This window comes from Formosa sp. S-31, assembly GCF_051172795.1.
Classification (GTDB): domain Bacteria; phylum Bacteroidota; class Bacteroidia; order Flavobacteriales; family Flavobacteriaceae; genus Formosa.
The window spans coordinates 14,604-35,814 of the sequence record NZ_JAENDK010000006.1 but is presented as its reverse complement, the minus strand read 5'-3'; the positions used below and the strand labels follow the sequence as shown (position 1 = coordinate 35,814).

The 21,211-nt window shown below is 37.8% G+C and carries 19 protein-coding genes; 9 read left to right on the top strand and 10 right to left on the bottom strand.

The window, feature by feature from the left end:
* Positions 1–12: 12 nt before the first annotated feature.
* Positions 13–729 carry a DUF4197 domain-containing protein gene (locus tag I3217_RS07690; protein WP_435049177.1) on the bottom strand — a complete coding sequence of 239 codons (717 nt, stop codon included), beginning with the start codon at positions 727–729 and terminating at the stop codon, positions 13–15.
* Between the two features lie 419 nt (positions 730–1,148).
* On the opposite strand from I3217_RS07690, the gene I3217_RS07685 reads away from it, so the two are divergent.
* Positions 1,149–1,739 carry a hypothetical protein gene (locus tag I3217_RS07685; protein WP_435049176.1) on the top strand — a complete coding sequence of 197 codons (591 nt, stop codon included), beginning with the start codon at positions 1,149–1,151 and terminating at the stop codon, positions 1,737–1,739.
* Here the strand turns inward: I3217_RS07685 and purU are convergent, their stop codons facing one another.
* A complete protein-coding gene (purU, locus tag I3217_RS07680; protein ID WP_435049175.1) occupies positions 1,740–2,594 on the bottom strand; it encodes a formyltetrahydrofolate deformylase in 855 nt (284 codons plus the stop codon). It abuts the gene before it with no gap.
* Between the two features lie 147 nt (positions 2,595–2,741).
* Between purU and I3217_RS07675 the strand changes: the two genes are divergently transcribed.
* The 3 genes from I3217_RS07675 to I3217_RS07665 all read left to right on the top strand — a co-directional run bounded on the left by I3217_RS07675 (position 2,742) and on the right by I3217_RS07665 (position 9,959).
* Positions 2,742–6,167, top strand: coding sequence for a methylmalonyl-CoA mutase family protein (locus I3217_RS07675; RefSeq protein WP_435049174.1), 3,426 nt, complete (start codon positions 2,742–2,744; stop codon positions 6,165–6,167).
* Positions 6,168–6,580: 413 nt separating this feature from the next.
* Positions 6,581–8,128 carry a phosphatase gene (locus I3217_RS07670; protein ID WP_435049173.1) on the top strand — a complete coding sequence of 516 codons (1,548 nt, stop codon included), beginning with the start codon at positions 6,581–6,583 and terminating at the stop codon, positions 8,126–8,128.
* Positions 8,129–8,144: 16 nt separating this feature from the next.
* Complete coding sequence (locus I3217_RS07665) at positions 8,145–9,959, top strand: cytochrome-c peroxidase (RefSeq protein WP_435049172.1); 1,815 nt, start codon at positions 8,145–8,147, stop codon at positions 9,957–9,959.
* Between the two features lie 118 nt (positions 9,960–10,077).
* On the opposite strand, the gene I3217_RS07660 is transcribed toward I3217_RS07665, so the two are convergent.
* From I3217_RS07660 to I3217_RS07640, 5 genes are all read right to left on the bottom strand, one after another.
* Positions 10,078–10,731 carry a hypothetical protein gene (locus I3217_RS07660; protein ID WP_435049171.1) on the bottom strand — a complete coding sequence of 218 codons (654 nt, stop codon included), beginning with the start codon at positions 10,729–10,731 and terminating at the stop codon, positions 10,078–10,080.
* 69 nt (positions 10,732–10,800) lie between these two features.
* Positions 10,801–11,637: a J domain-containing protein gene (locus I3217_RS07655; RefSeq protein WP_435049170.1), complete on the bottom strand. Its 837-nt coding sequence runs from the start codon at positions 11,635–11,637 to the stop codon at positions 10,801–10,803.
* A 38-nt stretch (positions 11,638–11,675) separates the two neighbouring features.
* Positions 11,676–12,221 carry a DUF4136 domain-containing protein gene (locus I3217_RS07650; protein ID WP_435049169.1) on the bottom strand — a complete coding sequence of 182 codons (546 nt, stop codon included), beginning with the start codon at positions 12,219–12,221 and terminating at the stop codon, positions 11,676–11,678.
* Positions 12,222–12,256: 35 nt separating this feature from the next.
* Positions 12,257–14,242: a urocanate hydratase gene (locus I3217_RS07645; RefSeq protein ID WP_435049168.1), complete on the bottom strand. Its 1,986-nt coding sequence runs from the start codon at positions 14,240–14,242 to the stop codon at positions 12,257–12,259.
* A gap of 162 nt (positions 14,243–14,404) precedes the next feature.
* The gene (locus tag I3217_RS07640) at positions 14,405–14,569 is read right to left on the bottom strand and encodes a DUF5522 domain-containing protein (protein ID WP_435049167.1); all 165 of its coding nucleotides are present in this window, start codon (positions 14,567–14,569) and stop codon (positions 14,405–14,407) included.
* Between the two features lie 49 nt (positions 14,570–14,618).
* Between I3217_RS07640 and I3217_RS07635 the strand changes: the two genes are divergently transcribed.
* The 4 genes from I3217_RS07635 to hemL all read left to right on the top strand — a co-directional run bounded on the left by I3217_RS07635 (position 14,619) and on the right by hemL (position 18,085).
* Positions 14,619–14,942, top strand: a complete 324-nt coding sequence (locus I3217_RS07635; RefSeq protein WP_435049166.1) for a hypothetical protein — start codon at positions 14,619–14,621, stop codon at positions 14,940–14,942.
* Between the two features lie 106 nt (positions 14,943–15,048).
* The gene (locus tag I3217_RS07630) at positions 15,049–15,966 is read left to right on the top strand and encodes a 1-aminocyclopropane-1-carboxylate deaminase/D-cysteine desulfhydrase (protein WP_435049165.1); all 918 of its coding nucleotides are present in this window, start codon (positions 15,049–15,051) and stop codon (positions 15,964–15,966) included.
* 4 nt (positions 15,967–15,970) lie between these two features.
* A complete protein-coding gene (locus tag I3217_RS07625) occupies positions 15,971–16,783 on the top strand; it encodes a glucosaminidase domain-containing protein (protein ID WP_435049164.1) in 813 nt (270 codons plus the stop codon).
* A gap of 12 nt (positions 16,784–16,795) precedes the next feature.
* Complete coding sequence (gene hemL / locus I3217_RS07620) at positions 16,796–18,085, top strand: glutamate-1-semialdehyde 2,1-aminomutase (RefSeq protein WP_435049163.1); 1,290 nt, start codon at positions 16,796–16,798, stop codon at positions 18,083–18,085.
* A gap of 85 nt (positions 18,086–18,170) precedes the next feature.
* Here the strand turns inward: hemL and I3217_RS07615 are convergent, their stop codons facing one another.
* Positions 18,171–18,704: a hypothetical protein gene (locus tag I3217_RS07615; RefSeq protein WP_435049162.1), complete on the bottom strand. Its 534-nt coding sequence runs from the start codon at positions 18,702–18,704 to the stop codon at positions 18,171–18,173.
* A gap of 72 nt (positions 18,705–18,776) precedes the next feature.
* Positions 18,777–19,355, bottom strand: a complete 579-nt coding sequence (locus tag I3217_RS07610; RefSeq protein WP_435049161.1) for a hypothetical protein — start codon at positions 19,353–19,355, stop codon at positions 18,777–18,779.
* Positions 19,356–19,907: 552 nt separating this feature from the next.
* Here I3217_RS07610 and I3217_RS07605 point away from each other — a divergent pair.
* Complete coding sequence (locus I3217_RS07605) at positions 19,908–20,582, top strand: response regulator (RefSeq protein ID WP_435049160.1); 675 nt, start codon at positions 19,908–19,910, stop codon at positions 20,580–20,582.
* Positions 20,583–20,641: 59 nt separating this feature from the next.
* Here I3217_RS07605 and I3217_RS07600 read toward each other — a convergent pair whose 3' ends face one another.
* Positions 20,642–21,133: a hypothetical protein gene (locus tag I3217_RS07600; protein WP_435049159.1), complete on the bottom strand. Its 492-nt coding sequence runs from the start codon at positions 21,131–21,133 to the stop codon at positions 20,642–20,644.
* Positions 21,134–21,211 lie beyond the last annotated feature (78 nt).

Genomic DNA, 21,211 nt, shown 5'->3' with positions numbered 1-21,211 from the left:
TATTTACTTACACTAATCCTGTAAAGCAAATACGCGTTTCAAAAGTTCGGTAGAGCGTTCGGATACCGATTCACGGATGGTTTGTTCTTCAACGGCAATCATAGTATAAACGCCTTCAAGAGCCTCATCGGTTACATAATCTGTAAGATCCGGGTTTACCTTAGTAGTAAACGGGATATTATTGTATTTAGTAATTAAGGTATTCCAGATTTTGTCTGCTCCAACTTTACTAAACGACTGCTGTATTACGGGGTTGAATTTTGTGTATAATTGTGTTTCTGTTTTAGCTGTTAAATAGTCGGTGGCTGCAGTGTTGTTTCCTAAAAGTATAGCTTTGGCATCATTAAACGTAATACCTTTTACGGCGTCTACAAAAATGGGAGTTGCTTCCTTAACGGCATCTTCGGCAGCTCTGTTTAGGGCTTTAATGCCTTCATCAGCTAAATTACCCAATCCTATTTTTCGCAGTGCCTTGTCTACTTGCTGCAATTCTTCCGGTAATACAATTTTAACCAACTCGTTCTTGTAAAAGCCATCCGTTTGTGTCAGATTAGAAACTTGTTTTTCTATGCCCAGATTTAAAGCTTCACGCAAACCGGCAGCAATATCTGCATTGGTCAGGGAAATACCATTTGTAGTGTTTGTTGGGATCTGGTTAACCACGTGTTGTAAATCTGCACAACTGCTAAGGCTTATTAAAAGAGAAAGGGAAATAATCGTTTTTTTCATTGTTACTTTTTCGGCAAAAGTAGTGTAATATCTTACAAAGAAAATCGTAAACTGATGGCTTTTTATTTTGAGGTTTCAAGGAATAAATAAAAAAAGACAGTCCAAACCACTAGACTGTCTTCACTAATTCCTAACTAACTAATTACTTCAAATAGAATGTTTATGAGAATGACTCATCATTTACGGTACAAATATCCGTAGGAATAGTGGTTTTTGTGTTACCTAAACTTTAATGTTCAATTAATTTATAATGAAGTGCTTAATTGTTAAAAATTTTTAAATTGATAAAATTTAATCTATATTTTTAATGGTTTTTTATAATATTAGCTTTAAATTGATTAATTGTCAGTGTTTTAATGTTAAATATAAAGACATAATGAAAAACCTGTAGGAGCAAGTGTAATTTTAAATGTAGGATTTTGGACTCAGATCAAGTGAAATTCAGGGCGGTTTTTATTTATTCCAAAGGGAGTAAAAGGCAATTGCTTTTGTCTTATAAAGAGATAGAAAACTTAACGACTTTTATAAGAAATACGATAAAACAGGAGGTCACTATTATAAACACAAATATGGGGCTGGATATCTATTATCTGTCGAGTGTAGATATGCGTGATTTTATTTGTAAGGCCTTTGGTTTGTTTCATGCCATTCATGGCAGTTCTGAGCATAATTTTAAAATTATTTCTTTAGAATCTTCGCTGGAGATTAAGCAGTATCTATATCATGCTTATTTGCACTGGGTTAAAATGCCGCTGTTGCTAACCAGTTATATTAAAAGTTTCGTGATTCAGCTTACGCGGGATTATATGAATAACATAAAAATAAATGCGTTACTGTTTTCTGTATGGTATAAAAATCTGCAGCAAGTGCGTCTGCAAAAACGAGGTTTGGTAAACCAGAAAGGCGAATTACTTATACAGACGCTGCGCGATTTATATTTAGATCATAATTATAATCCTTTAGAGAAAAACTTTATTCTTAAAGCATTAAGTGCTGAACACCATAATTAATCAATAGAAAATTAAAGTCTTATTGTTATACACCATAACTTTTCTGTTAATGTGTAGTTTAATGGCTGTAGCCAAAACGATTTTCTCCAGATCTCGGCCTTTAGCGATTAAATCGGTAATGGCATGGGTGTGTGAAACACGAGCGACATCCTGTTCTATAATCGGGCCGGCATCAAGATCCTCAGTGACGTAATGGCTGGTAGCTCCTATAATTTTAACGCCGCGTTTGTAGGCTGAATGGTATGGTTTGGCGCCCACAAATGCTGGTAAAAACGAATGGTGGATGTTAATAATTTTATTAGGATATTCTTCAATTAATTTGCTGGATATAATCTGCATATAGCGTGCCAGCACTATAAAATCAATCTGGTGTTCTTTTAGTAATTCCAGTTGTCTGGCTTCGGCTTCAGCTTTCGTGTCTTTGGTTACAGGAACATGATAAAACGGAATATTGTAACTGTCTGCTATAGGTTTTAAGTCCAGATGATTACTTAAAATAAACGGGATTTCAGTATGTAGTTCGCCGGCATTATAACGGCCTAAAATGTCGTAAAGGCAATGGTCGTATTTAGAAACAAAAATGGCCATTCGCGGTTTTACTTCAGCGGTATAAATACGCCATTTCATCTTAAATTCCTGTACAAGTGTTGTTTTAAAAGCGGTCTTTAATTGCTCCAGATTAAAATCGGCGTTTTCAAATTCGCTTTCCAGTCGCATGAAGAAAATGTTTTGTTCCCGATCCACATGCTGATCTATGTAAACAATATTACCCTGGTTATCTGCAATAAAATTAGATACGGCTGCAATAATTCCTGGCTGGTCTTTGCAGTGCATCATAAGTGTGATTTTGTTCATAATCAGTTATTTCATAAAGCGATTAAAAATAAACAGAAAATCGGACGTGACTGCTAATCAGTTGTCTTTTAGATAAATTAAGTTAGATAGTGGATTTTTTTGAATTATCCGTAAATTGCAGCGCTTTAAAATTGATTTTTTTTAATAATGGAACAAATAACTCCCTATAAACCTACTTATAAGGTACGAATAGTAACTGCAGCTTCTCTTTTTGATGGTCACGATGCGTCAATCAATATCATGCGTCGAATTATTCAGTCCACCGGGGTGGAAGTAATTCACTTAGGTCATGACCGAAGTGTGGAAGAAGTTGTGAATACAGCTATTCAGGAAGATGCCAATGCCATTTGTTTAACTTCATATCAAGGCGGACACAATGAGTATTTTAAATATATGTACGACTTGTTGAACGAAAAAGGTGCCGGACACATCAAGATTTTTGGTGGCGGTGGCGGTGTTATTCTGCCTTCTGAAATTAAAGAACTTATGGATTATGGTATTACCAGAATCTATTCGCCAGACGATGGTAGAGAATTGGGACTCCAGGGGATGATTAACGATTTGGTTAAACAATCCGATTTTGCAATAGGTGATACCTTATGTGTTAAAGCAGACCAATTAGAACAAAAGAACCCAAAAGATATAGCACGTTTAATTTCTTCGGCCGAGAATTTCCCCGAAGTCGCCAAAGAAACTTTAGCACTGGTGCATAAAAAGAACGAAGATTCTAAAACGCCAGTACTGGGGATTACGGGAACAGGAGGTGCCGGAAAGTCATCTTTAGTCGATGAATTAGTAAGACGTTTTCTGTTGGATTTTCCAGATAAAACAGTCGGAATTATCTCTGTAGATCCTTCCAAGCGTAAAACCGGAGGGGCGCTTTTAGGCGATCGTATTCGTATGAATGCCATTAATAACCCTAGAGTTTATATGCGTAGTCTGGCAACACGACAGTCAAATCTTGCGCTATCTAAATACGTTAACGAAGCGGTTGAAGTATTAAAAGCGGCTCACTACGATTTAATAATATTAGAAACTTCAGGTATCGGGCAAAGCGATACCGAAATTATAGAACACAGCGATGTGTCGTTATATGTAATGACACCGGAATTTGGTGCAGCTACGCAGCTGGAGAAAATCGATATGCTTGATTTCGCCGATCTGGTAGCGATAAATAAATTTGATAAGCGCGGGGCTTTAGATGCCTTACGCGATGTGAAAAAGCAATATCAGCGTAACCATAGTCTGTGGAATGAGAATCCCGATACTATGCCGGTATTTGGTACTATTGCCTCTCAGTTTAACGACCCGGGAATGAATACCTTGTATAAGGCGGTGCTTGATACTTTAGTTAAGAAAACAGAAGCGAATCTGGAATCTACCTTCGAAATTACCGAAGAGATGAGCGAGAAGGTATTTGTTATTCCTCCGGCCAGAACACGATACTTGTCAGAGATTGCCGAAAATAACAGAGCTTACGATAAAAAAGCAGACGAGCAGGTTATTGTGGCTCAAAAACTATACGGTATTTATAAAACCATAGAAACGTTAACTGAGTCAAAAGTTGAAATTTCTAAGACAGGTTTAAATCAGGATGAGCTTGTAAAACAAGTTAAGGAAGAGGATGTACCGTTTGTAAAGCTATTGGTGGCTCAGTTCGAAAAAGTAAAACTGAATTTAGATCCGTATAACTGGGAAGTTCTTATTGGCTGGGAAGACAAAGTAAATACCTATAAAAATCCGGTGTATAGTTTTAAAGTGCGCGATAAAGAAATTAAAATAGCAACGCATAGCGAGTCCCTGTCGCATTTGCAGATTCCAAAGGTAGCGTTACCTAAATATCAGGCCTGGGGCGATATTTTACGCTGGTGTTTACAGGAAAATGTGCCGGGAGAATTTCCGTACACTTCAGGATTATATCCGTTTAAACGCACGGGAGAAGATCCTGCCAGAATGTTTGCCGGAGAAGGCGGACCGGAACGCACCAACCGCAGATTCCATTACGTTAGTGCGGGCTTACCGGCTAAACGTTTATCCACCGCGTTTGATAGTGTAACTCTTTATGGTAATGATCCTGATGTTCGTCCGGATATTTACGGAAAAATTGGAAATGCAGGTGTTAGTATCTGTTGCCTGGACGATGCCAAAAAATTGTATTCAGGCTTCAATCTGGCTGATGTCATGACTTCGGTGAGTATGACAATTAACGGACCGGCTCCTATGTTACTTGGCTTTTTTATGAATGCCGCTATCGATCAGCAATGTGAGTTGTACATTAAAGCTAACGGATTAGAAGCTGAAGTTGAAGCGAAAATAGAGGCTATTTACAAAGAAAAGGGAGTAGACCGTCCTCAATACAATGGTGATTTACCGGAAGGTAATGATGGGTTAGGATTAATGCTACTTGGTGTAACAGGAGATCAGGTGCTGCCATCAGAGGTGTATCAGGATATAAAAACCAAAACTATAGCACAGGTTAGAGGAACGGTGCAGGCCGATATTCTTAAGGAAGATCAGGCGCAGAACACGTGTATCTTTTCAACGGAGTTTGCTTTGCGTTTAATGGGCGATGTTCAGGAATATTTTATAGAAAATAATGTGCGTAACTTCTATTCGGTTTCGATTTCTGGTTACCATATAGCCGAAGCAGGAGCCAACCCGATTACGCAATTGGCTTTAACCTTATCCAACGGATTTACGTATGTAGAGTATTACTTAAGTCGCGGTATGGATATTAATAAGTTCGGACCTAACTTATCCTTCTTTTTCTCGAATGGTATCGATCCGGAATATGCTGTAATCGGCCGTGTAGCACGTAAAATCTGGGCTAAGGCCTTAAAGCATAAATATGGTGCAAATGCCAGAGCGCAGATGTTAAAATATCACATTCAGACGTCCGGGCGTAGTTTACATGCCCAGGAAATAGATTTTAACGATATACGTACAACGCTGCAGGCACTGTATGCTATTTACGATAACTGTAACTCATTGCATACTAACGCCTACGACGAAGCGATTACAACACCAACCGAGGAGTCGGTGCGTCGCGCCATGGCTATTCAGCTTATTATTAATAAGGAGTTAGGTCTTGCTAAAAATGAAAATCCAATTCAGGGATCATTCATTATTGAAGAACTAACAGATCTTGTAGAAGAGGCTGTATTAATGGAATTCGATCGTATAACAGAACGTGGTGGTGTGCTTGGGGCTATGGAAACCATGTACCAGCGTAGTAAAATACAGGAAGAAAGTTTGTATTACGAAACGCTGAAACACAATGGTGATTTCCCGATTATAGGAGTAAATACGTTTTTAAGTTCTAAAGGGTCTCCAACTGTAGTGCCGAAAGAAGTGATTCGCGCTACCGAGGACGAAAAACAATTCCAGATTAAAACCCTGGAAAATCTTCATAAAGGTCATGATACCACACAACTGTTAAAAGATTTACAACATCAGGCCATAAACAATGCCAACATTTTTGAGATTTTAATGGAAGTCTGTAAGGTGTGTTCCTTAGGACAAATAACTGAAGCTTTGTTTGAGGTTGGCGGACAATACCGACGAAATATGTAAGCGGAAAAGCTTTAATATTCTATAAATCCCGATGCCTGAGCATCGGGATTTTTTTATGTGTTTAGATTGATAAATAGCCATGAAAAAAAACGACCGCATCTTTTACTAAAATGCACCGCATGTTTTAGGTAAAACCTCCGCATGTTTTTATCGCGTTCACCGTAGGTTTTTTTATATGGTTCAGCACGGCTATAAAAGTCTTCCCGATACTTAAGTTTTTAGTACTCAAACTCTGGCCTTAATTCCGGGTTAACATTGTCGCTGTAATTCGCTTTGCCGGGTAATGTTAAGATAATACAGGTAACCTTAGCTTGGCAATAAATTAACCAAACTACCTTACTAAGGTAACAGGCTTGTAAGGCCTTGATGATAGATTTGCAGACAACAATTAATCAATTAAAAACTTAAAAATCATGAACAAAATTATTAGAATATTTCTAGTATCATTTGTCCTTACAGCATCCAGTACATTAGTAGTAAGTTGCGATGTGGAAGATGGAAAAGACGGTATTAACGGCGTTGACGGAAAAGATGGTGTCGATGGCGAAGACGGCGAAGACGGTGAAGATCTTACCGTTGCTGAATTAATTCCGTTAACAGCTTCTAAAACGCCAAATCTGTTAAAAACCACGAGTGCATTTTCGTCTATCGATGTAACACCAATTTTATCTTCTGAAGATAAACTGGAAAGCACCCCGGATTTTGTATATGGTTCTTTAGCTGACGGAGCTGGCTTATTAGCCGAAAATGACGGTAGTTTTACTTTAATAAATAATATTGAAGGAGATTATTCTATAGCTCGAATTAAAATGAATTCGGACTTACAACCCATGCATGGTGAATATATCGTAAACGCTTTTGCAACGGCATTTACAGCACAGTGTTCAGGGACTTTAATTACTCCGGAGGAGCATGGTTTTGGTCCGTTATACCTTTCAGGAGGTGAGTGGGGAGGTTCTTCTAAAGGAGTATTTGCTACTAACCCATATAAGTCTGCCGAAAATGCAGATTCTGCTATCATGTTACCAAAATTAGGACAGTGGTCTACAGAAAATGCCGTGCCAATTGGTAAAGATGCATATCCGGGAAAAACCGTTGTGTTTATTGGCGATGACCATTCTGATAATTCAGTGCCTTCAGGACAATTAGGAATGTATGTAGGTAGCCGTGGTAACTTCGATGACGGGAAATTATACGGTTTAAAAGTAACAAGTGCCGGTATCGATTTTGAAGCTCAGATGGTTGAAGGGACAGCATACGATGCCGAATTTGTGGAGTTGGAAGAAACTCAAATCGATTTATTAGATGCCGAAGCTAAAGCAAAAGGTGTTATGGGCTTCTCAAGACTGGAAGATATCGACTGGAGACGTGGTTCTGCTGCTAACCAGAGAGAAATCTATTTTTGTGTTACTGGACGTTATAAATCAGATTTAGTTGGAAAAGGAAGTCTTTTAGGACGTGTTTATAAAGTAGAATTAAACGAAAATGATCCTACGGGGCCAGCAAAAATCACCTGTGTTTTAGATGGAGATATCGTTGGTGGTAAAGCCGATGGATTCCACTCTCCTGATAACATTTTAGTGACTGAAAACTATGCGTATATCCAGGAAGATCCAAACGGATATGCTTCACTTAATTCTGCAATTAGCGGATTCGCTAAGATGTATCAGTATAATCTTTCAACAGGAGAGCTTAAAACCGTTTTAGAGTGTGATCAGGTAAATGCAGAGTCTTTAGGATATGGTACAACTGCTTCTGCCTGGGAAATTACTGGAATGATCGATGTTACCGATGTAGTTAAAAACGGCGAGAATACGTTCCTTGTTATGACTCAAAACCACGGTTGGGAAGCTCCGGAAGGCACTTACTTTACAGATCCTAAAGCAAACTCGGTTTTAGAAGGTTCAACTGCAACTAACGAAGGTTCTGTTTTATTTAAAATTACAGGCTTGGAGCGCTAAGATTAAGACCTATTACATGAATAACATAGTATTTATGAAAGCTAAGGCATATACGTTACGTATATGTCTTTTGCTTTTAACGCTCATGGGATGTAAAGAGCAGCCGGAAACTGTAAATCATACTTTATCAGCTAACGAACACATCCATGCATTTTTTACTTCGGAATTAGCGCATAGTATTAGCGCTCTCGATTCTATTTCAACTTTAAACAGTGTTTCTGATAAAATAGAAGCCTATAAAAAAGCCCGCTACCATTTTAAAACGGTGGAGCCTATTCTTGCTTTTGCAGACCAAAGCAATTACAAATCGCTTAATGCACCTAATATTCTTCAGGTGGATGAAGAAGATGCTACCGATATTAAAATCAGGTCGCCTTTTGGGTTTCAGGCGATAGAAGAATTACTTCATGAGGATCATCTAGATGCAAGTCTTATAGATCAGACTGTGGCAATGACCAGCAGCCGACTTAAATTAATAAAAGGGAATACGCTTATTAATTTTAAAGATTATCATATTATCTGGTTAATAAGAAATCAGATTATTAGAATAGCAACGACGGGAATTACCGGATTTGATTCTCCTGTACTTGGGCAATCTTTATCAGAGAGTCAGTACGCTTATAAAACGTTAATGTATCTGGTAGATTTGTATAAAGAAAACTTTTCCTCGGAAGCTGTATTTCATAATTTGCAAACAGCTTTTGAAGCTGCTATAGCCGCATTACAACATGATTTTGATAGCTTCGATCGTTATAATTTTATCCGGAATCATACCGACAAACAATTAAAATTATTGCTGGACATTCAGGAGGACTGGACCGTTGCATTTCCATTCGAAATGGCGGTGTCTAATGTAGCAACATCGCTTTTTGGCACTAATACCATTAATGGTTTTTATTTTACAGATTATAAAAGCGATACCCTAAATCTTAAAGCGAAGGCTGCATTCGGGAAATTATTATTTAATGATAAATTATTATCTAAAGATAATACCATGGCCTGTGCAACCTGCCATATAAAAGAGAAGGCCTTTACAGATGGGGTTAAAATCGCTCCTGGGCAGACCAGAAATTCTCCAACGCTGACGTATGCATCTTATCAGCAATCGTTTTTTATGGATGGCAGATCCGGAAGCCTGGAAGGACAGGTGGTTGGTGTCGCAGAAAATCACGACGAGTTTAACTTGTCAATGGATTCTATTGCCGGTCGTGTTTTGAAACATCCGGAATATAAACTGTTAATGGCAGAATTGTATCATAATAAACGAGTGGATTATAATGTGAGGCATGCTATAGCGTCTTACATTCGCACCTTAAATGGATTTGACTCTAAGTTCGATAATAATATCAATGGACTGGAACATACTCTAACTCAGGAGGAAAAAGAAGGGTTCAATTTATTTATGGGAAAAGCTGTTTGTGCCACCTGTCATTTTCCGCCATTATTTAATGGTACAGTGCCGCCAAATTATAACGATACCGAAATGGAGTTACTGGGTGTTCCCGAACAAAACGATACGATACATGCTGTAATAAGTAAAGATCTGGGGAGGTATAATGTGTTTAAAACGCATCAAAAGAAGTATTTTTTTAAAACGCCAACGGTAAGAAATATTGAAAAAACAGCACCGTATATGCATAATGGAGTTTATGAAACTTTGGAAGATGTAGTCGATTTTTATAACCGAGGTGGAGGCCAGGGTATTGGTATAGTCGAAGACTATCAAACCTTACCTTTTGATCATTTGCAGCTAACAAAAGAAGAACAGGAAAGCATAGTCGCTTTCATGAAAACCCTGACTGATGCTGAATTTAAGAAAAATGACTTATAAGTATTTTATTTAAAATAACGGATTAGTGAAGCATCGAAATACAGACATTAAAAACCAAACAAATATAGATTTAAGGATGCGTTTTAATGTCTGTATTTTTAATGTTTTAGGGATGCTTTTAGTATATTTTAAAAACTAATCCACCGCCTAAGCTAAACTGGTAAATCGTAGAATAGCTGCTTAATCCGGCAGAAGGGCCATAGCCGCTGAAATAAAATCCGCCACCCATGGCCTGTACAGCAGACAATAATTGTGCCTGAGCTTTTATGCCTAAGTTAGGACTTAACCAGTAGGTGCCTCCCAGTTTGGCGCCCCAGGCAAATTTTGTAGTGCCCTCGCTGTTTCCGTTGTCCGGGTTGTCTATATTGGCTATCATGGTTCCTCCACTTACACCAATAAAGCCTTCTATAGGAGCCCCCGAAGTTTTAAAATATTGATTTGCGCCCAGCATGATATAATTAATGCCTAACTCGAAAATGGTAAACCGTTCATTAGCAAAATAACCATCTGCTAAATAATAGGTCGGTGCATCGGTGTCTTGTCGTATGTAAATTAATTCGATGCCGGTATTAGGTCTGCTCATGTATTCAACACCAGCACCCCATTGAAATCCGTCTTTAATTTTTCCATCGTAGTAATCGTTATAATCGTAGTAGGAGTCAAATCGATCTGCAAATGAATATGCGCCGTAAAGGTTGAGTCGAATATTCTGAGCCTGACTCAAACTCGTGAAAACTAGAAGTGCAACTAGAGAAAGGTAGAATTTTTTCATAATAATAGCGGTGTTTTGATTATAGCCTTGAAGACCTAATTTACTATTATTATGTTGTATAGCACTGTTTTACCTCATGTTTTTTGTTCTGGTACGTTTTTTTAGTTTTTCTATTTTGTCTTTGTAGTATACTATGAGTTCATCTGCAAAATGAAGTGGGTTCTCGTAGTTTGACAGGATGTGATACAGTTGAGCTTTTTTTAAAGCCTCCAGTTCTTTACGTAATTGTTGTAATGTAAGTTGTAAAGCCTCAGTTTTACTTAATGAAGCAGCAGTTTCAGTTGCAGCAAGTGGTAAACCTAAAGTTTCTGAAAATAATTGGGCGTGGAACGTTTTTAAAGCCTCCAGTGTATCGTTTTTGTAAATGTGAATAAGCTGTGCGGTTAACTCGGTGGCGGAATCCTGTTCGTTTGGGGATAAACTAAATTTGTCCGGATGCACCTGTAGCATCGCTTCGCGATACAGCTGTTTTTTTAACTGAATGTTACTCTGGTCTTCAGGTGTTGCTTCGGGTGTTTCGTCTTTAGTGGTTTGTAATCCTGTAGGAGCTTTGTAATTTTTGCCTCGGCGTTTTTGAGCTAATCTCTTGTCTTTTTTAGCTCGCTTTTGTGCTTTGTATAGTACTGTGAGTTCCTGAGCTTCTATAATATATTCTGACAGGTGTTGTCTTAACACATCCTCGAAAGCCTGAATGGAATTTGAAATGGAATCGATATCCTGTTTTACAGCTTCAATAGATATCCTTAAATTTACCTGAAGCTCATCTTCAGGAAGATGTGCCGGAAATTGATTTTCGTTCATAGTGCAAAAATACATATAAGCACCCGATAAAAACAAATCCCCTGTAAATGGAAAGCCTATAAAAACAGGCCTTAGAGATAAATGTAAATTAAAAAGGGAACCCATTTGGGCTCCCTTTTCTTTTCTCTTTCTTATAGCAATTTTTATTTCATTTCCGGCGGATAATTAGCCAGAATTTTATTTACGAACTCAGAAATACGTTCGTCCTTCTTGTTCATGTCCTGTGTTAAATAACCTGTACCAACACCCTGCCAGATAAGTTCTTTTTTATTAGCGTCTATAAGGTCTACAAATAAGGTGCCTTCGGTAGAACGCGATACAGATGTGCCGTAATTACCATAGTACCATGGACTCCAGCCCCAGCCATAACCATAAGGCCCCCAGCCGTAATTGTTATTATAAACATTTATCTGTTCTCTGGATTTAGTAAAAATACTGACTAGTAAATCAGGATTCTCCGATTTTACCATGCCCTTCGCTATTAATTCTGATTCGATGGCTCTTAAAATGCGACGTTTGTCTAAATCGCTTATTTCAGCCTTATCGATACCGGTTTTGTAAAAGGCAAAGGTTTTGTAATCGTTAAACGAAGCTTCCTTGTCGTAGTCAGATGCTACTTTTACAGAACTACAGGAACTCACTACAAAAAGCAGGAGTAAAACAGGTAACATGTAAAGTGATTTTTTCATAGGTAAAAGGTTTAGTGGTTCTTTGTATAAATATACTAAATAGCGTTAATTAAGTTGTCGTCAACCTGGTTTGGAAGCGTAACTTTAAGGTTTGGTTCTGCTTCCATAGCACGTTTAATAGCAAATACAGCTTCTTCGTTTCTGGCCCAGCTGCGTCTGGCAATACCGTTGTTTACATCCCAGAACAGCATAGATTTTAAACGTCTGGAAGCATCTTTAGTACCATCAAGAACCATACCAAATCCGCCGTTAATAACTTCGCCCCAGCCAACGCCGCCACCGTTGTGAATACTCACCCAGGTTGCGCCTCTAAAACTGTCTCCAATTACATTGTGTATGGCCATGTCGGCCGTAAAACGCGAGCCGTCATAGATGTTGGAGGTTTCCCGGTATGGCGAATCGGTACCTGATACATCGTGATGATCACGTCCCAGAACCACTTCGCCAATGTCTCCGTTTTTAATGGCTTCATTAAAGGCTTCTGCAATTTTCATACGTCCTTCAGCATCGGCATATAAAATACGTGCCTGAGATCCGACAACCAGTTTGTTTTCCTGCGCGCCTTTAATCCATTGAATGTTATCAGCCATTTGCTGCTGAATTTTTTTTGGAGAATTGGTCTTAATTGTCTCTAAAACCTTACAAGCTATAGCGTCGGTTTTTGCTAAATCTTCAGGTTTTCCCGAAGTACATACCCAGCGGAATGGTCCGAAACCATAGTCAAAACACATTGGTCCCATAATGTCCTGAACATAACTCGGGTATTTGAAATCAATCCCGTTATCTGCCATAATATCGGCTCCTGCACGCGAAGCTTCCAGTAAAAAGGCATTACCATAATCGAAGAAATATGTGCCTTTTGCCGTGTGTTTGTTTATGGCTTCTGCATGACGGCGCAGGGTTTCCTGAACTTTTTCTTTAAATAATTCGGGGTTTTCAGCCATCATAGTGTTGGCTTCATCAAACCCAACGCCAACCGGGTAATATCCGCCGGCCCACGGATTGTGTAAGGAAGTCTGGTCGCTTCCCAAATCGATTTGAATTTGTTCTTTGTCGAAAGTTTCCCATACATCAACTACGTTCCCATGGTAGGCGATTGAAACCGTTTCCTGATTGGCCTGTGCTTCTTTTATCCGAGTAACCAAAGTGTTTACATCGGAAATTACTTCGTCTACCCAACCTTGAGAATGGCGCGTGTGTACTGCTTTTTCGTTTACTTCGGCACAAACCGTAATACAGCCTGAAATATTACCGGCCTTTGGTTGTGCGCCAGACATCCCTCCTAAACCAGAGGTGACGAAAATATGGCCTTTAGGTGATTTTTTAATTTTTCTGAAACCATTTAATACCGTAATAGTTGTACCGTGAACGATACCCTGCGGACCGATATACATATAACTTCCGGCAGTCATTTGTCCGTATTGCGTTACGCCTAAGGCATTAAATTTCTCCCAGTCGTCCGGTTTGGAATAATTAGGAATCATCATACCATTGGTAACCACAACACGAGGTGCATCTTTATGAGAAGGGAATAATCCCATCGGGTGGCCCGAATACATAACCAGAGTCTGCTCGTCGTTCATCTCGGCGAGATATTTCATGGTTAAGCGGTATTGCGCCCAGTTAGAAAAAACAGCGCCGTTTCCACCATAGGTTATTAACTCATGCGGATGCTGAGCTACAGCGTAATCCAGATTATTCTGAATCATGAGCATGATAGCGGCTGCCTGTTTGCTTTTGGCAGGATAGTCAGCTAAAGGGCGGGCATACATTTTATAAGCAGGCCTAAGGCGATACATGTAAATACGGCCGTAGGTTTCTAATTCTGCTTTAAATTCTTCAATAAGTTCTGCGTGCTGAGACGCATCGAAATACCTAAGGGCATTACGTAAAGCCAGTCTCTTTTCTTCGGCGGTTAATATGTTTTTACGCTTTGGCGCATGGTTTATAGAGGTGTCGAAGGCTTGTGGTTGAGGTAAAATGTTAGGAATACCTTCCAGAATTTGTTCTTTAAATGTCATGATTTTTAAATTAAATGTAAATGCTTTTTAATATGATGACGGCTTAGAGTCCATCAGGTTTTAATTGGATAAAAATTAAAAAGCACTACGGATAACGAATATCCACGCGGTGGTGGGTATTCGCTACTTTAATTCGATATGTCATTAAAAGATTGTCCACGTTTATTTTTTAAAAGTATCGGTTTTTTTGTCGTAACCATAAGGGCAATGTCTGCATCCGCTTTTACAGCAGTATCCTCTTTTAAGGTGGTATTGCGCTGTAAAACAGCGATACCCTTCCGGCGTTAAATAATAATCGCCTTCTTCTACAGGTATAATTTTTTTCATCTTTCGCAAATATAGTGTAATTTGGATTGATTTTTGAGAAGCATATTATATGATTTTAATTTCGAAATATGTGTTGCCAAAAGGCTATCAGGGGATTACTTTGTATCCGTTTATCGTGTTAAAACATAAAGATTTAAGTGGGAATGCTGTGCTGATTCATCATGAACGTATTCATTTGAAACAGCAATTAGAACTTTTTATAGTGCTGTTTTATATCTGGTATGGTATTGAGTTTGCCTTCCGTTTTATACAGTACAGAAACTGGGATTTGGCATATCGCAATATTTCGTTTGAGCGAGAAGCATACGCCTGCGAAAATCAATTGAGTTATCTTAAAGAAAGATCCCGGTTTTCGTTTTTAAAGTATGTTTAAAGTTATAATCCCTTCTGAAATTTCAGATGATTTGTATCTGAAAAAATGTGGTAGCTCCTTTTATTTCTGTTACTTTTGTATCTCAAGTTTATTTTAACCGGCATTTATGCTATTTTCTGAAGATCATCCACAAATAGTTAATCAACCTATCGTTTTAGATTCCAATCGAAACATTAGCTTATCGGTTAAACGTGAAGATTTACTGCATGAATTTGTTAGCGGGAATAAATACAGAAAGCTGTATTATAATGTGCTAAAAGCTAAAACTAAAAATTACAGTACGTTGCTCACCTTTGGCGGTGCATTTTCTAATCACATTGCGGCTGTGGCTTATGCCGGTAAAGCTTCAGGTTTAAAGACCATCGGGATTATCCGGGGTGAAGAACTAGCTTTGGAAACTAATTTAAATCCCACGCTTAAATTTGCCGCCTCCTGCGGTATGCAGTTTAAATTTGTTACCCGAGAGGATTACCGATTAAAGGAAACGGACGAATTTTTATGCGATTTACAGGATGCTTTTGGTGATTTTTATTTAGTACCGGAAGGCGGTACTAACAGTCTTGCAGTAATGGGCTGCGAGCATATTTTAACCCCTCAGGATGCTGCGTTTAACTATATATGTTGTGCTGTGGGAACCGGAGGAACTATTTCGGGACTTATCAATAGTAGTGCAGAGCATCAGACCGTTTTAGGATTTCCGGCGTTAAAAGGTGATTTTTTACAAAACAATATTAGTAAATTTGCCAGCAAAACAAATTGGGAACTCATTACAGATTACCATTTTGGAGGCTATGCCAAGGTTAATACAGACTTAATTCAGTTTATAAACCATTTTAAAGCACAGTATGGCATTCCTTTAGATCCTGTGTATACGGGAAAGGTAATGTTTGGCGTTATGGATTTAATACATTCGGGATATTTTCCCGAAGGGTCAAACATATTAATGATTCATACCGGAGGATTACAAGGTATTGCTGGTATGAATGCCCAATTACAAAAAAAGAATTTGCCATTAATTAACTAAGTGAATGAAACACCTTATTGTAGTAATTTTATTAGCGGGAGTCCTGTTTAGTTGCGGATCCAGCAAGCATAAATCAAAACGATATACCCATAAATCAAAAACAGAACATGTTCAGCGAAAGCATCAGCCTTCTAAAGCTGTTGTAGAACATAAAGATACACCGGCAGAAACACAGGAAACAGTAGTGCCAAAACGTATTAATAGCATAGAAGATTATGTAGCCGTTTATAGTGGAATTGCTATTGAAGAAATGCGTTTTTATAATATTCCGGCCAGTATAACGTTGGCTCAGGGTATCCTGGAATCGGGTTCCGGACGCGGGCGTCTGGCTGTAGAGGCTAATAATCATTTCGGAATTAAATGTCATGACTGGACCGGAGCCAGAATTTATCACGACGACGATAAAAATCAGGAGTGTTTTCGAAAGTATGTAGATGCAAAATATTCGTTTAGAGATCATTCTTTATTTTTAACCGAACGTTCGCGTTATGCTAATTTATTTCATCTGGATGTACACGATTATAAGGGCTGGGCGAAAGGTTTACGTGCTGCGGGGTATGCCACAGATCGTAAGTATCCTGAAAAATTAATTGCTTTAATCGAGCGATATCAGTTATATAAATACGATTCGGAAGTTACAGGGAAGTCTTTTCAGACTGTAGCTAAAAATCGTGATATTCACTTTGTTAGAAAAGGCGATACGCTGTATTCTATTTCCAGACGTTATAACCTTTCCGTAAAAGAACTTCAACAAATTAATGGTTTAACAGATAATACGATTTCTGTAGGACAGGAGTTGTATGTTACACCATTATAAATTTAAATTTATATGAATTATACGCGTAGTAGTGCATTATTTTCCGAAGCAGAACACGTAATTCCCGGAGGGGTAAATTCTCCGGTTAGAGCATTTAAAGCGGTAGGAGGAACTCCTGTTTTTGTAAAGGAAGCTAAAGGGGCTTATTTAATAGATGAAGATGGAAATTCTTACATAGATTATATAAATTCCTGGGGACCTATGATCCTTGGGCACGCTCATAAACCGGTAGTTGATGCCGTTATAGAAAAAACAAAACTAGGAACTTCTTTTGGTACACCTACAGCTATAGAAACCGAAATAGCCAGACTGGCGGTGTCTATGGTGCCAAACATAGATAAAATCAGATTTGTAAATTCGGGAACTGAAGCCTGTATGAGTGCAGTGCGACTGGCCAGAGGGTATACAAAAAAAGATAAGATTATTAAGTTTGCCGGTTGTTACCATGGGCACAGTGATAGTTTTTTAATTCAGGCCGGTAGTGGAGCCGTTACTTTTGGTAGTCCAAACAGCCCGGGTGTAACACAGGGTACGGCCAAGGATACTTTGCTGGCAAAATATAATGACATTGCCAATGTAAAGGATATCGTAGAAGCAAATGCAGGTGAAATAGCCTGTATTATTTTAGAACCGGTTGCCGGAAATATGGGCTGCGTTCCTCCAAAAGAAGGTTTTCTGGAGGCATTGAGATTACTTTGTGATGCTCATAATATTTTACTCATTTTTGATGAGGTTATGACAGGATTTCGTCTGGCAAAAGGTGGTGCTCAGGAATTATTTAATGTAAAAGCAGATATTGTATGTTTTGGTAAAGTTATTGGTGGTGGACTTCCGGTAGGAGCTTTTGCTGCACGAGCCGAAATTATGAATTATCTGGCGCCTTTAGGACCGGTATATCAGGCAGGAACTCTAAGTGGAAATCCTTTGGCTATGGCTGCAGGTCTGGCTATGTTAACAGAATTAAATGATGATGCCGGGATTTTTAAACGTCTGGAAGAAAAAACAGCATATTTACACAAAGGCCTGTCTAAGGTGTTAAACGATAATAAAATCGTGCATACCATTAACCGAACAGGGTCTATGATTTCGGTACATTTTTCTGATGCTCCTGTGGTCGATTTTGATTCGGCGGCGTTAGGAAATAATACTTTCTTTAAACAATTCTTTCACGGTTTACTGGATCAGGGCATTTATATAGCACCTAGTGCTTTCGAAACCTGGTTTATTTCGGATGCCTTAAGTTACGAAGACCTGGATAAGACGATTAATGCAGTAAATATAGTCGTTAAAACTTTTAAATAGTTTAGATACTTTTTTCTTAAAATAACAAAGGCTTGCCAAATAGAACATTGGCAAGCCTTTTTACTAATACCCTTACAAAGTATTACTAATATGCGGTAATAGGATTTAACATGGTTTCTGCATTAATTTTATCCGAAAACATGCCCTTGTAGGGATCGAAGTTTTTTGGTAAAAACTTTTCAGAGCCTTTTCCTAATTTTACGCTATCTTCATTGATATCGGAGACCTGTAAATCGTTAGTATTTATAATTGTAAAAATTGTAAAATTCTGTAACGGGATTTCCGATTTCCCTCCAACCGAATTGGTGTTGTATAAGTCTGTACTGAAAGTGATTAAATTTTCATCCATATAGTCATCGTCCAGAATTAAACTGTTTCTGCTGTATGAAGAATACAATTTAGACTCGTATGATACGGGAACCTGAACATCAGACTCAACAACTACAAAATTGGGTGTTTCGGGTTTGTTCTTTTCTTTGACAATGTTTAATGATCCTCCTGAATTAGTTGTATAGTTTTCATTAGTCATGTCAATACCTGTCTTCTGGGGCGTCCATTGCGCCCAGGCTCCTGTGAGTAACAGGGAAAAGAATACAGTTATTAATATTTTACGTTTCATGATTGATGATGTGTTATACGTTAATACTCTAATTGCTATACAATAAAAAAGGAGAATTATTAAAGTGTCAATTTAAATAAGGTTACCTTCATCATCTACTTTTACAGTTTTTCTGTCGTTCTCGTTAGAAATTTTTATTTTGTAAATAGTATTGGTAATCCCTTTGTCCTGAGCATATTCTATAGTACAGGTGTTGCCGTCGAATCGGTATCCAGGATACGCTTTCATTACACTTACGATAACAGGTGTTGGCATGGCAACGTTTTTAAACTGCTCTCTGGAGTATTTAATAGTCCCCATATCATCGTATGCTACAGACATTGTTGCTTTGTCAGAATCGAAAACTACATCGTAATCGGAATCGTCTCTGCTGTCATAATCGTCCAGTTCAGCCAAATCCAGCAAGGCCGCTTTTTGTTGCAGAATTTTTACATAGGTTGGACTGTTTACCAGATAGGTACTGTTTAAATAACTGGCATTAGCTCCCGTAGTCTTAACGGTGGCCGATCTGCTTGCAATTAAATCTAACTGCGCTTGTTTTTGATAAGCAATAGCAGTTTCCTCTTCGTTTGATCTGATAGAATCTCTTGTTTGCGCATAAATGCTACCTGCGAAAAGTAGACATAAAGCCATTGGAATTAATTTTTTCATGATTTCTAAATATTTGATTAATAATGAATTGATATGTCAAATTTAGAACCAAAAACCAGTTTATTTTAGAGTGTTAGTACCAGAATTTCAAGAAAAGCATTTTTACCTAAGTACGTCTACTTATATTTTCCTGAATCAAAAATTGTCTTTAAAAATTTTGTATCTTTAGTAAGGATATTTGTTTTAACAGACTAACTCCTCAACCAATATATTTGGTTAATTGTTGGCAATTTGACAACTATCTTAAAGGTATAAAGAGAAAGTGATATTTTTTAGAGTAGAACTTTCCTAATTTTTAATAAGTATTAATACCTGAATGTTTTAAGTAATACCAGGTCCTCAAAAATTTCAAGTTAGATTCCCCCTATTAGTGCGCATTTTTAATCTCCCTAAAGATAATAATTACAGCTTTAAGTAGAGTTGAAGTTTATTATTGAAATTCAATAAATTAACAGTATAAGTTAAAATATATTTAACTTTTTGTTAATCGTGTAACAGAAATGAGAAACATCAAGTCTTTTATGTAATATTAAAACATTAAAGTCTAGGTTTATGGGAGGTAAAATACATTTGGTTTTGGCGGATGATGAACGCTTATTTAGGAAAGGCATTCGATTCCTTTTAGAGAAAGACGACACAATTGAAGTCGACTTTGAGGCAGGTAACGGTTTAGAGTTAGTAGAATATTTAAGAAGTCATAAAGAAAGCCTCCCCGATATGGTAGTAACCGATTTAAATATGCCCGAACTTAATGGGGTAGAGGCATCGAAATTAATCCATAAAGAATTTCCCGATTTAAAAATAGTTGCTTTAACCAGTTATAATTCGAAATCCTGTATCTTAAATATGATTCAGATTGGCGCCTCCTGCTATTTGCCCAAAAGCGCTACTCCCTTAGAAGTGGTTAAATCCATTAAAGAAGTGCATGAAACCGGATTTTATTATACCAGTGAGGTGTTGAAATATCTTCATGAAGATTTATCGCATAATAATGGTAAATCTGTAAAATGCGAATTCGACGAATCGTATTTAACCAGTCGGGAAAAAGAAGTTTTATTGCTTATTTGTGATCAGCTAACAACTTCCGAAATAGCCGATAAATTATGTATAAGTCCAAGAACTGTAGAAGGGCACCGTAATAACCTATTACTGAAAACCGAGTCTAAAAATGTAGCGGGGCTTGTTACTTATGCGGTAAAAAATAATTTAATTAACTTATTGATATAAGAAAGTGCTTACCCTTACAAATAAAGGCAACCCAATGGGTTGCCTTTATGCTTGTGTTACTATTGATTACGTCTTTGCTTTTTTTGGTTATATGGCCTTGGATTTTGAGGACAATCAAAATAGTTTTGTCTCATGCCTTGTCGATGATTCGCATTCCAAAGTTCGTACTGCTCCGATTTTAAGATCGATTTCATTTTGGCATTATAGGTAATCTGGTTATCTAAACGTTTAACCATAAGGTTGTAGCGTTCATCATCGGTAAATGTTTTGCCACTTTCTTTATTTGCCAGCATTGCCTTTCTATTCGCATCACGAGTTTTGGCCAGGTTTAGGTTTAAGTTATATACCTCTTTCTGCTGGCTGTCGGTAAGGTCCAAATGCAACGTCATGCGTTTTGTTTGTAAGGTGGCTTGTTGTTCTGGGGTGAAATTATTCATTTTCATTCCCATAGCCATCTCATTTCGGCCATTTTGGTTAAACCCCTGACCTCTTTGCTGCGCAAAAGCATTTAAAGACATAAATACTAAAGCTAGAATTAATATTTTTTTCATGGTCTTTGTATTTTAAAGTTATATCTATAAGACCCTTTTTATGGCATTAGGTTTAATACTGAGTTTTACTTTAACAGG

Bases quoted from the DNA above. Each gene is read 5' to 3' on its own strand.
- I3217_RS07690 (WP_435049177.1), bottom strand. From the start codon at position 729: ATGAAAAAAACGATTATTTCCCTTTCTCTTTTAATAAGCCTTAGCAGT.
- purU (WP_435049175.1), bottom strand. From the start codon at position 2,594: ATGAACAAAATCACACTTATGATGCACTGCAAAGACCAGCCAGGAATT.
- I3217_RS07675 (WP_435049174.1), top strand. From the start codon at position 2,742: ATGGAACAAATAACTCCCTATAAACCTACTTATAAGGTACGAATAGTA.
- I3217_RS07670 (WP_435049173.1), top strand. From the start codon at position 6,581: ATGAACAAAATTATTAGAATATTTCTAGTATCATTTGTCCTTACAGCA.
- I3217_RS07665 (WP_435049172.1), top strand. From the start codon at position 8,145: ATGAATAACATAGTATTTATGAAAGCTAAGGCATATACGTTACGTATA.
- I3217_RS07660 (WP_435049171.1), bottom strand. From the start codon at position 10,731: ATGAAAAAATTCTACCTTTCTCTAGTTGCACTTCTAGTTTTCACGAGT.
- I3217_RS07655 (WP_435049170.1), bottom strand. From the start codon at position 11,637: ATGGGTTCCCTTTTTAATTTACATTTATCTCTAAGGCCTGTTTTTATA.
- I3217_RS07650 (WP_435049169.1), bottom strand. From the start codon at position 12,221: ATGAAAAAATCACTTTACATGTTACCTGTTTTACTCCTGCTTTTTGTA.
- I3217_RS07645 (WP_435049168.1), bottom strand. From the start codon at position 14,242: ATGACATTTAAAGAACAAATTCTGGAAGGTATTCCTAACATTTTACCT.
- I3217_RS07640 (WP_435049167.1), bottom strand. From the start codon at position 14,569: ATGAAAAAAATTATACCTGTAGAAGAAGGCGATTATTATTTAACGCCG.
- I3217_RS07635 (WP_435049166.1), top strand. From the start codon at position 14,619: ATGATTTTAATTTCGAAATATGTGTTGCCAAAAGGCTATCAGGGGATT.
- I3217_RS07630 (WP_435049165.1), top strand. From the start codon at position 15,049: ATGCTATTTTCTGAAGATCATCCACAAATAGTTAATCAACCTATCGTT.
- I3217_RS07625 (WP_435049164.1), top strand. From the start codon at position 15,971: ATGAAACACCTTATTGTAGTAATTTTATTAGCGGGAGTCCTGTTTAGT.
- hemL (WP_435049163.1), top strand. From the start codon at position 16,796: ATGAATTATACGCGTAGTAGTGCATTATTTTCCGAAGCAGAACACGTA.
- I3217_RS07615 (WP_435049162.1), bottom strand. From the start codon at position 18,704: ATGAAACGTAAAATATTAATAACTGTATTCTTTTCCCTGTTACTCACA.
- I3217_RS07610 (WP_435049161.1), bottom strand. From the start codon at position 19,355: ATGAAAAAATTAATTCCAATGGCTTTATGTCTACTTTTCGCAGGTAGC.
- I3217_RS07605 (WP_435049160.1), top strand. From the start codon at position 19,908: ATGGGAGGTAAAATACATTTGGTTTTGGCGGATGATGAACGCTTATTT.
- I3217_RS07600 (WP_435049159.1), bottom strand. From the start codon at position 21,133: ATGAAAAAAATATTAATTCTAGCTTTAGTATTTATGTCTTTAAATGCT.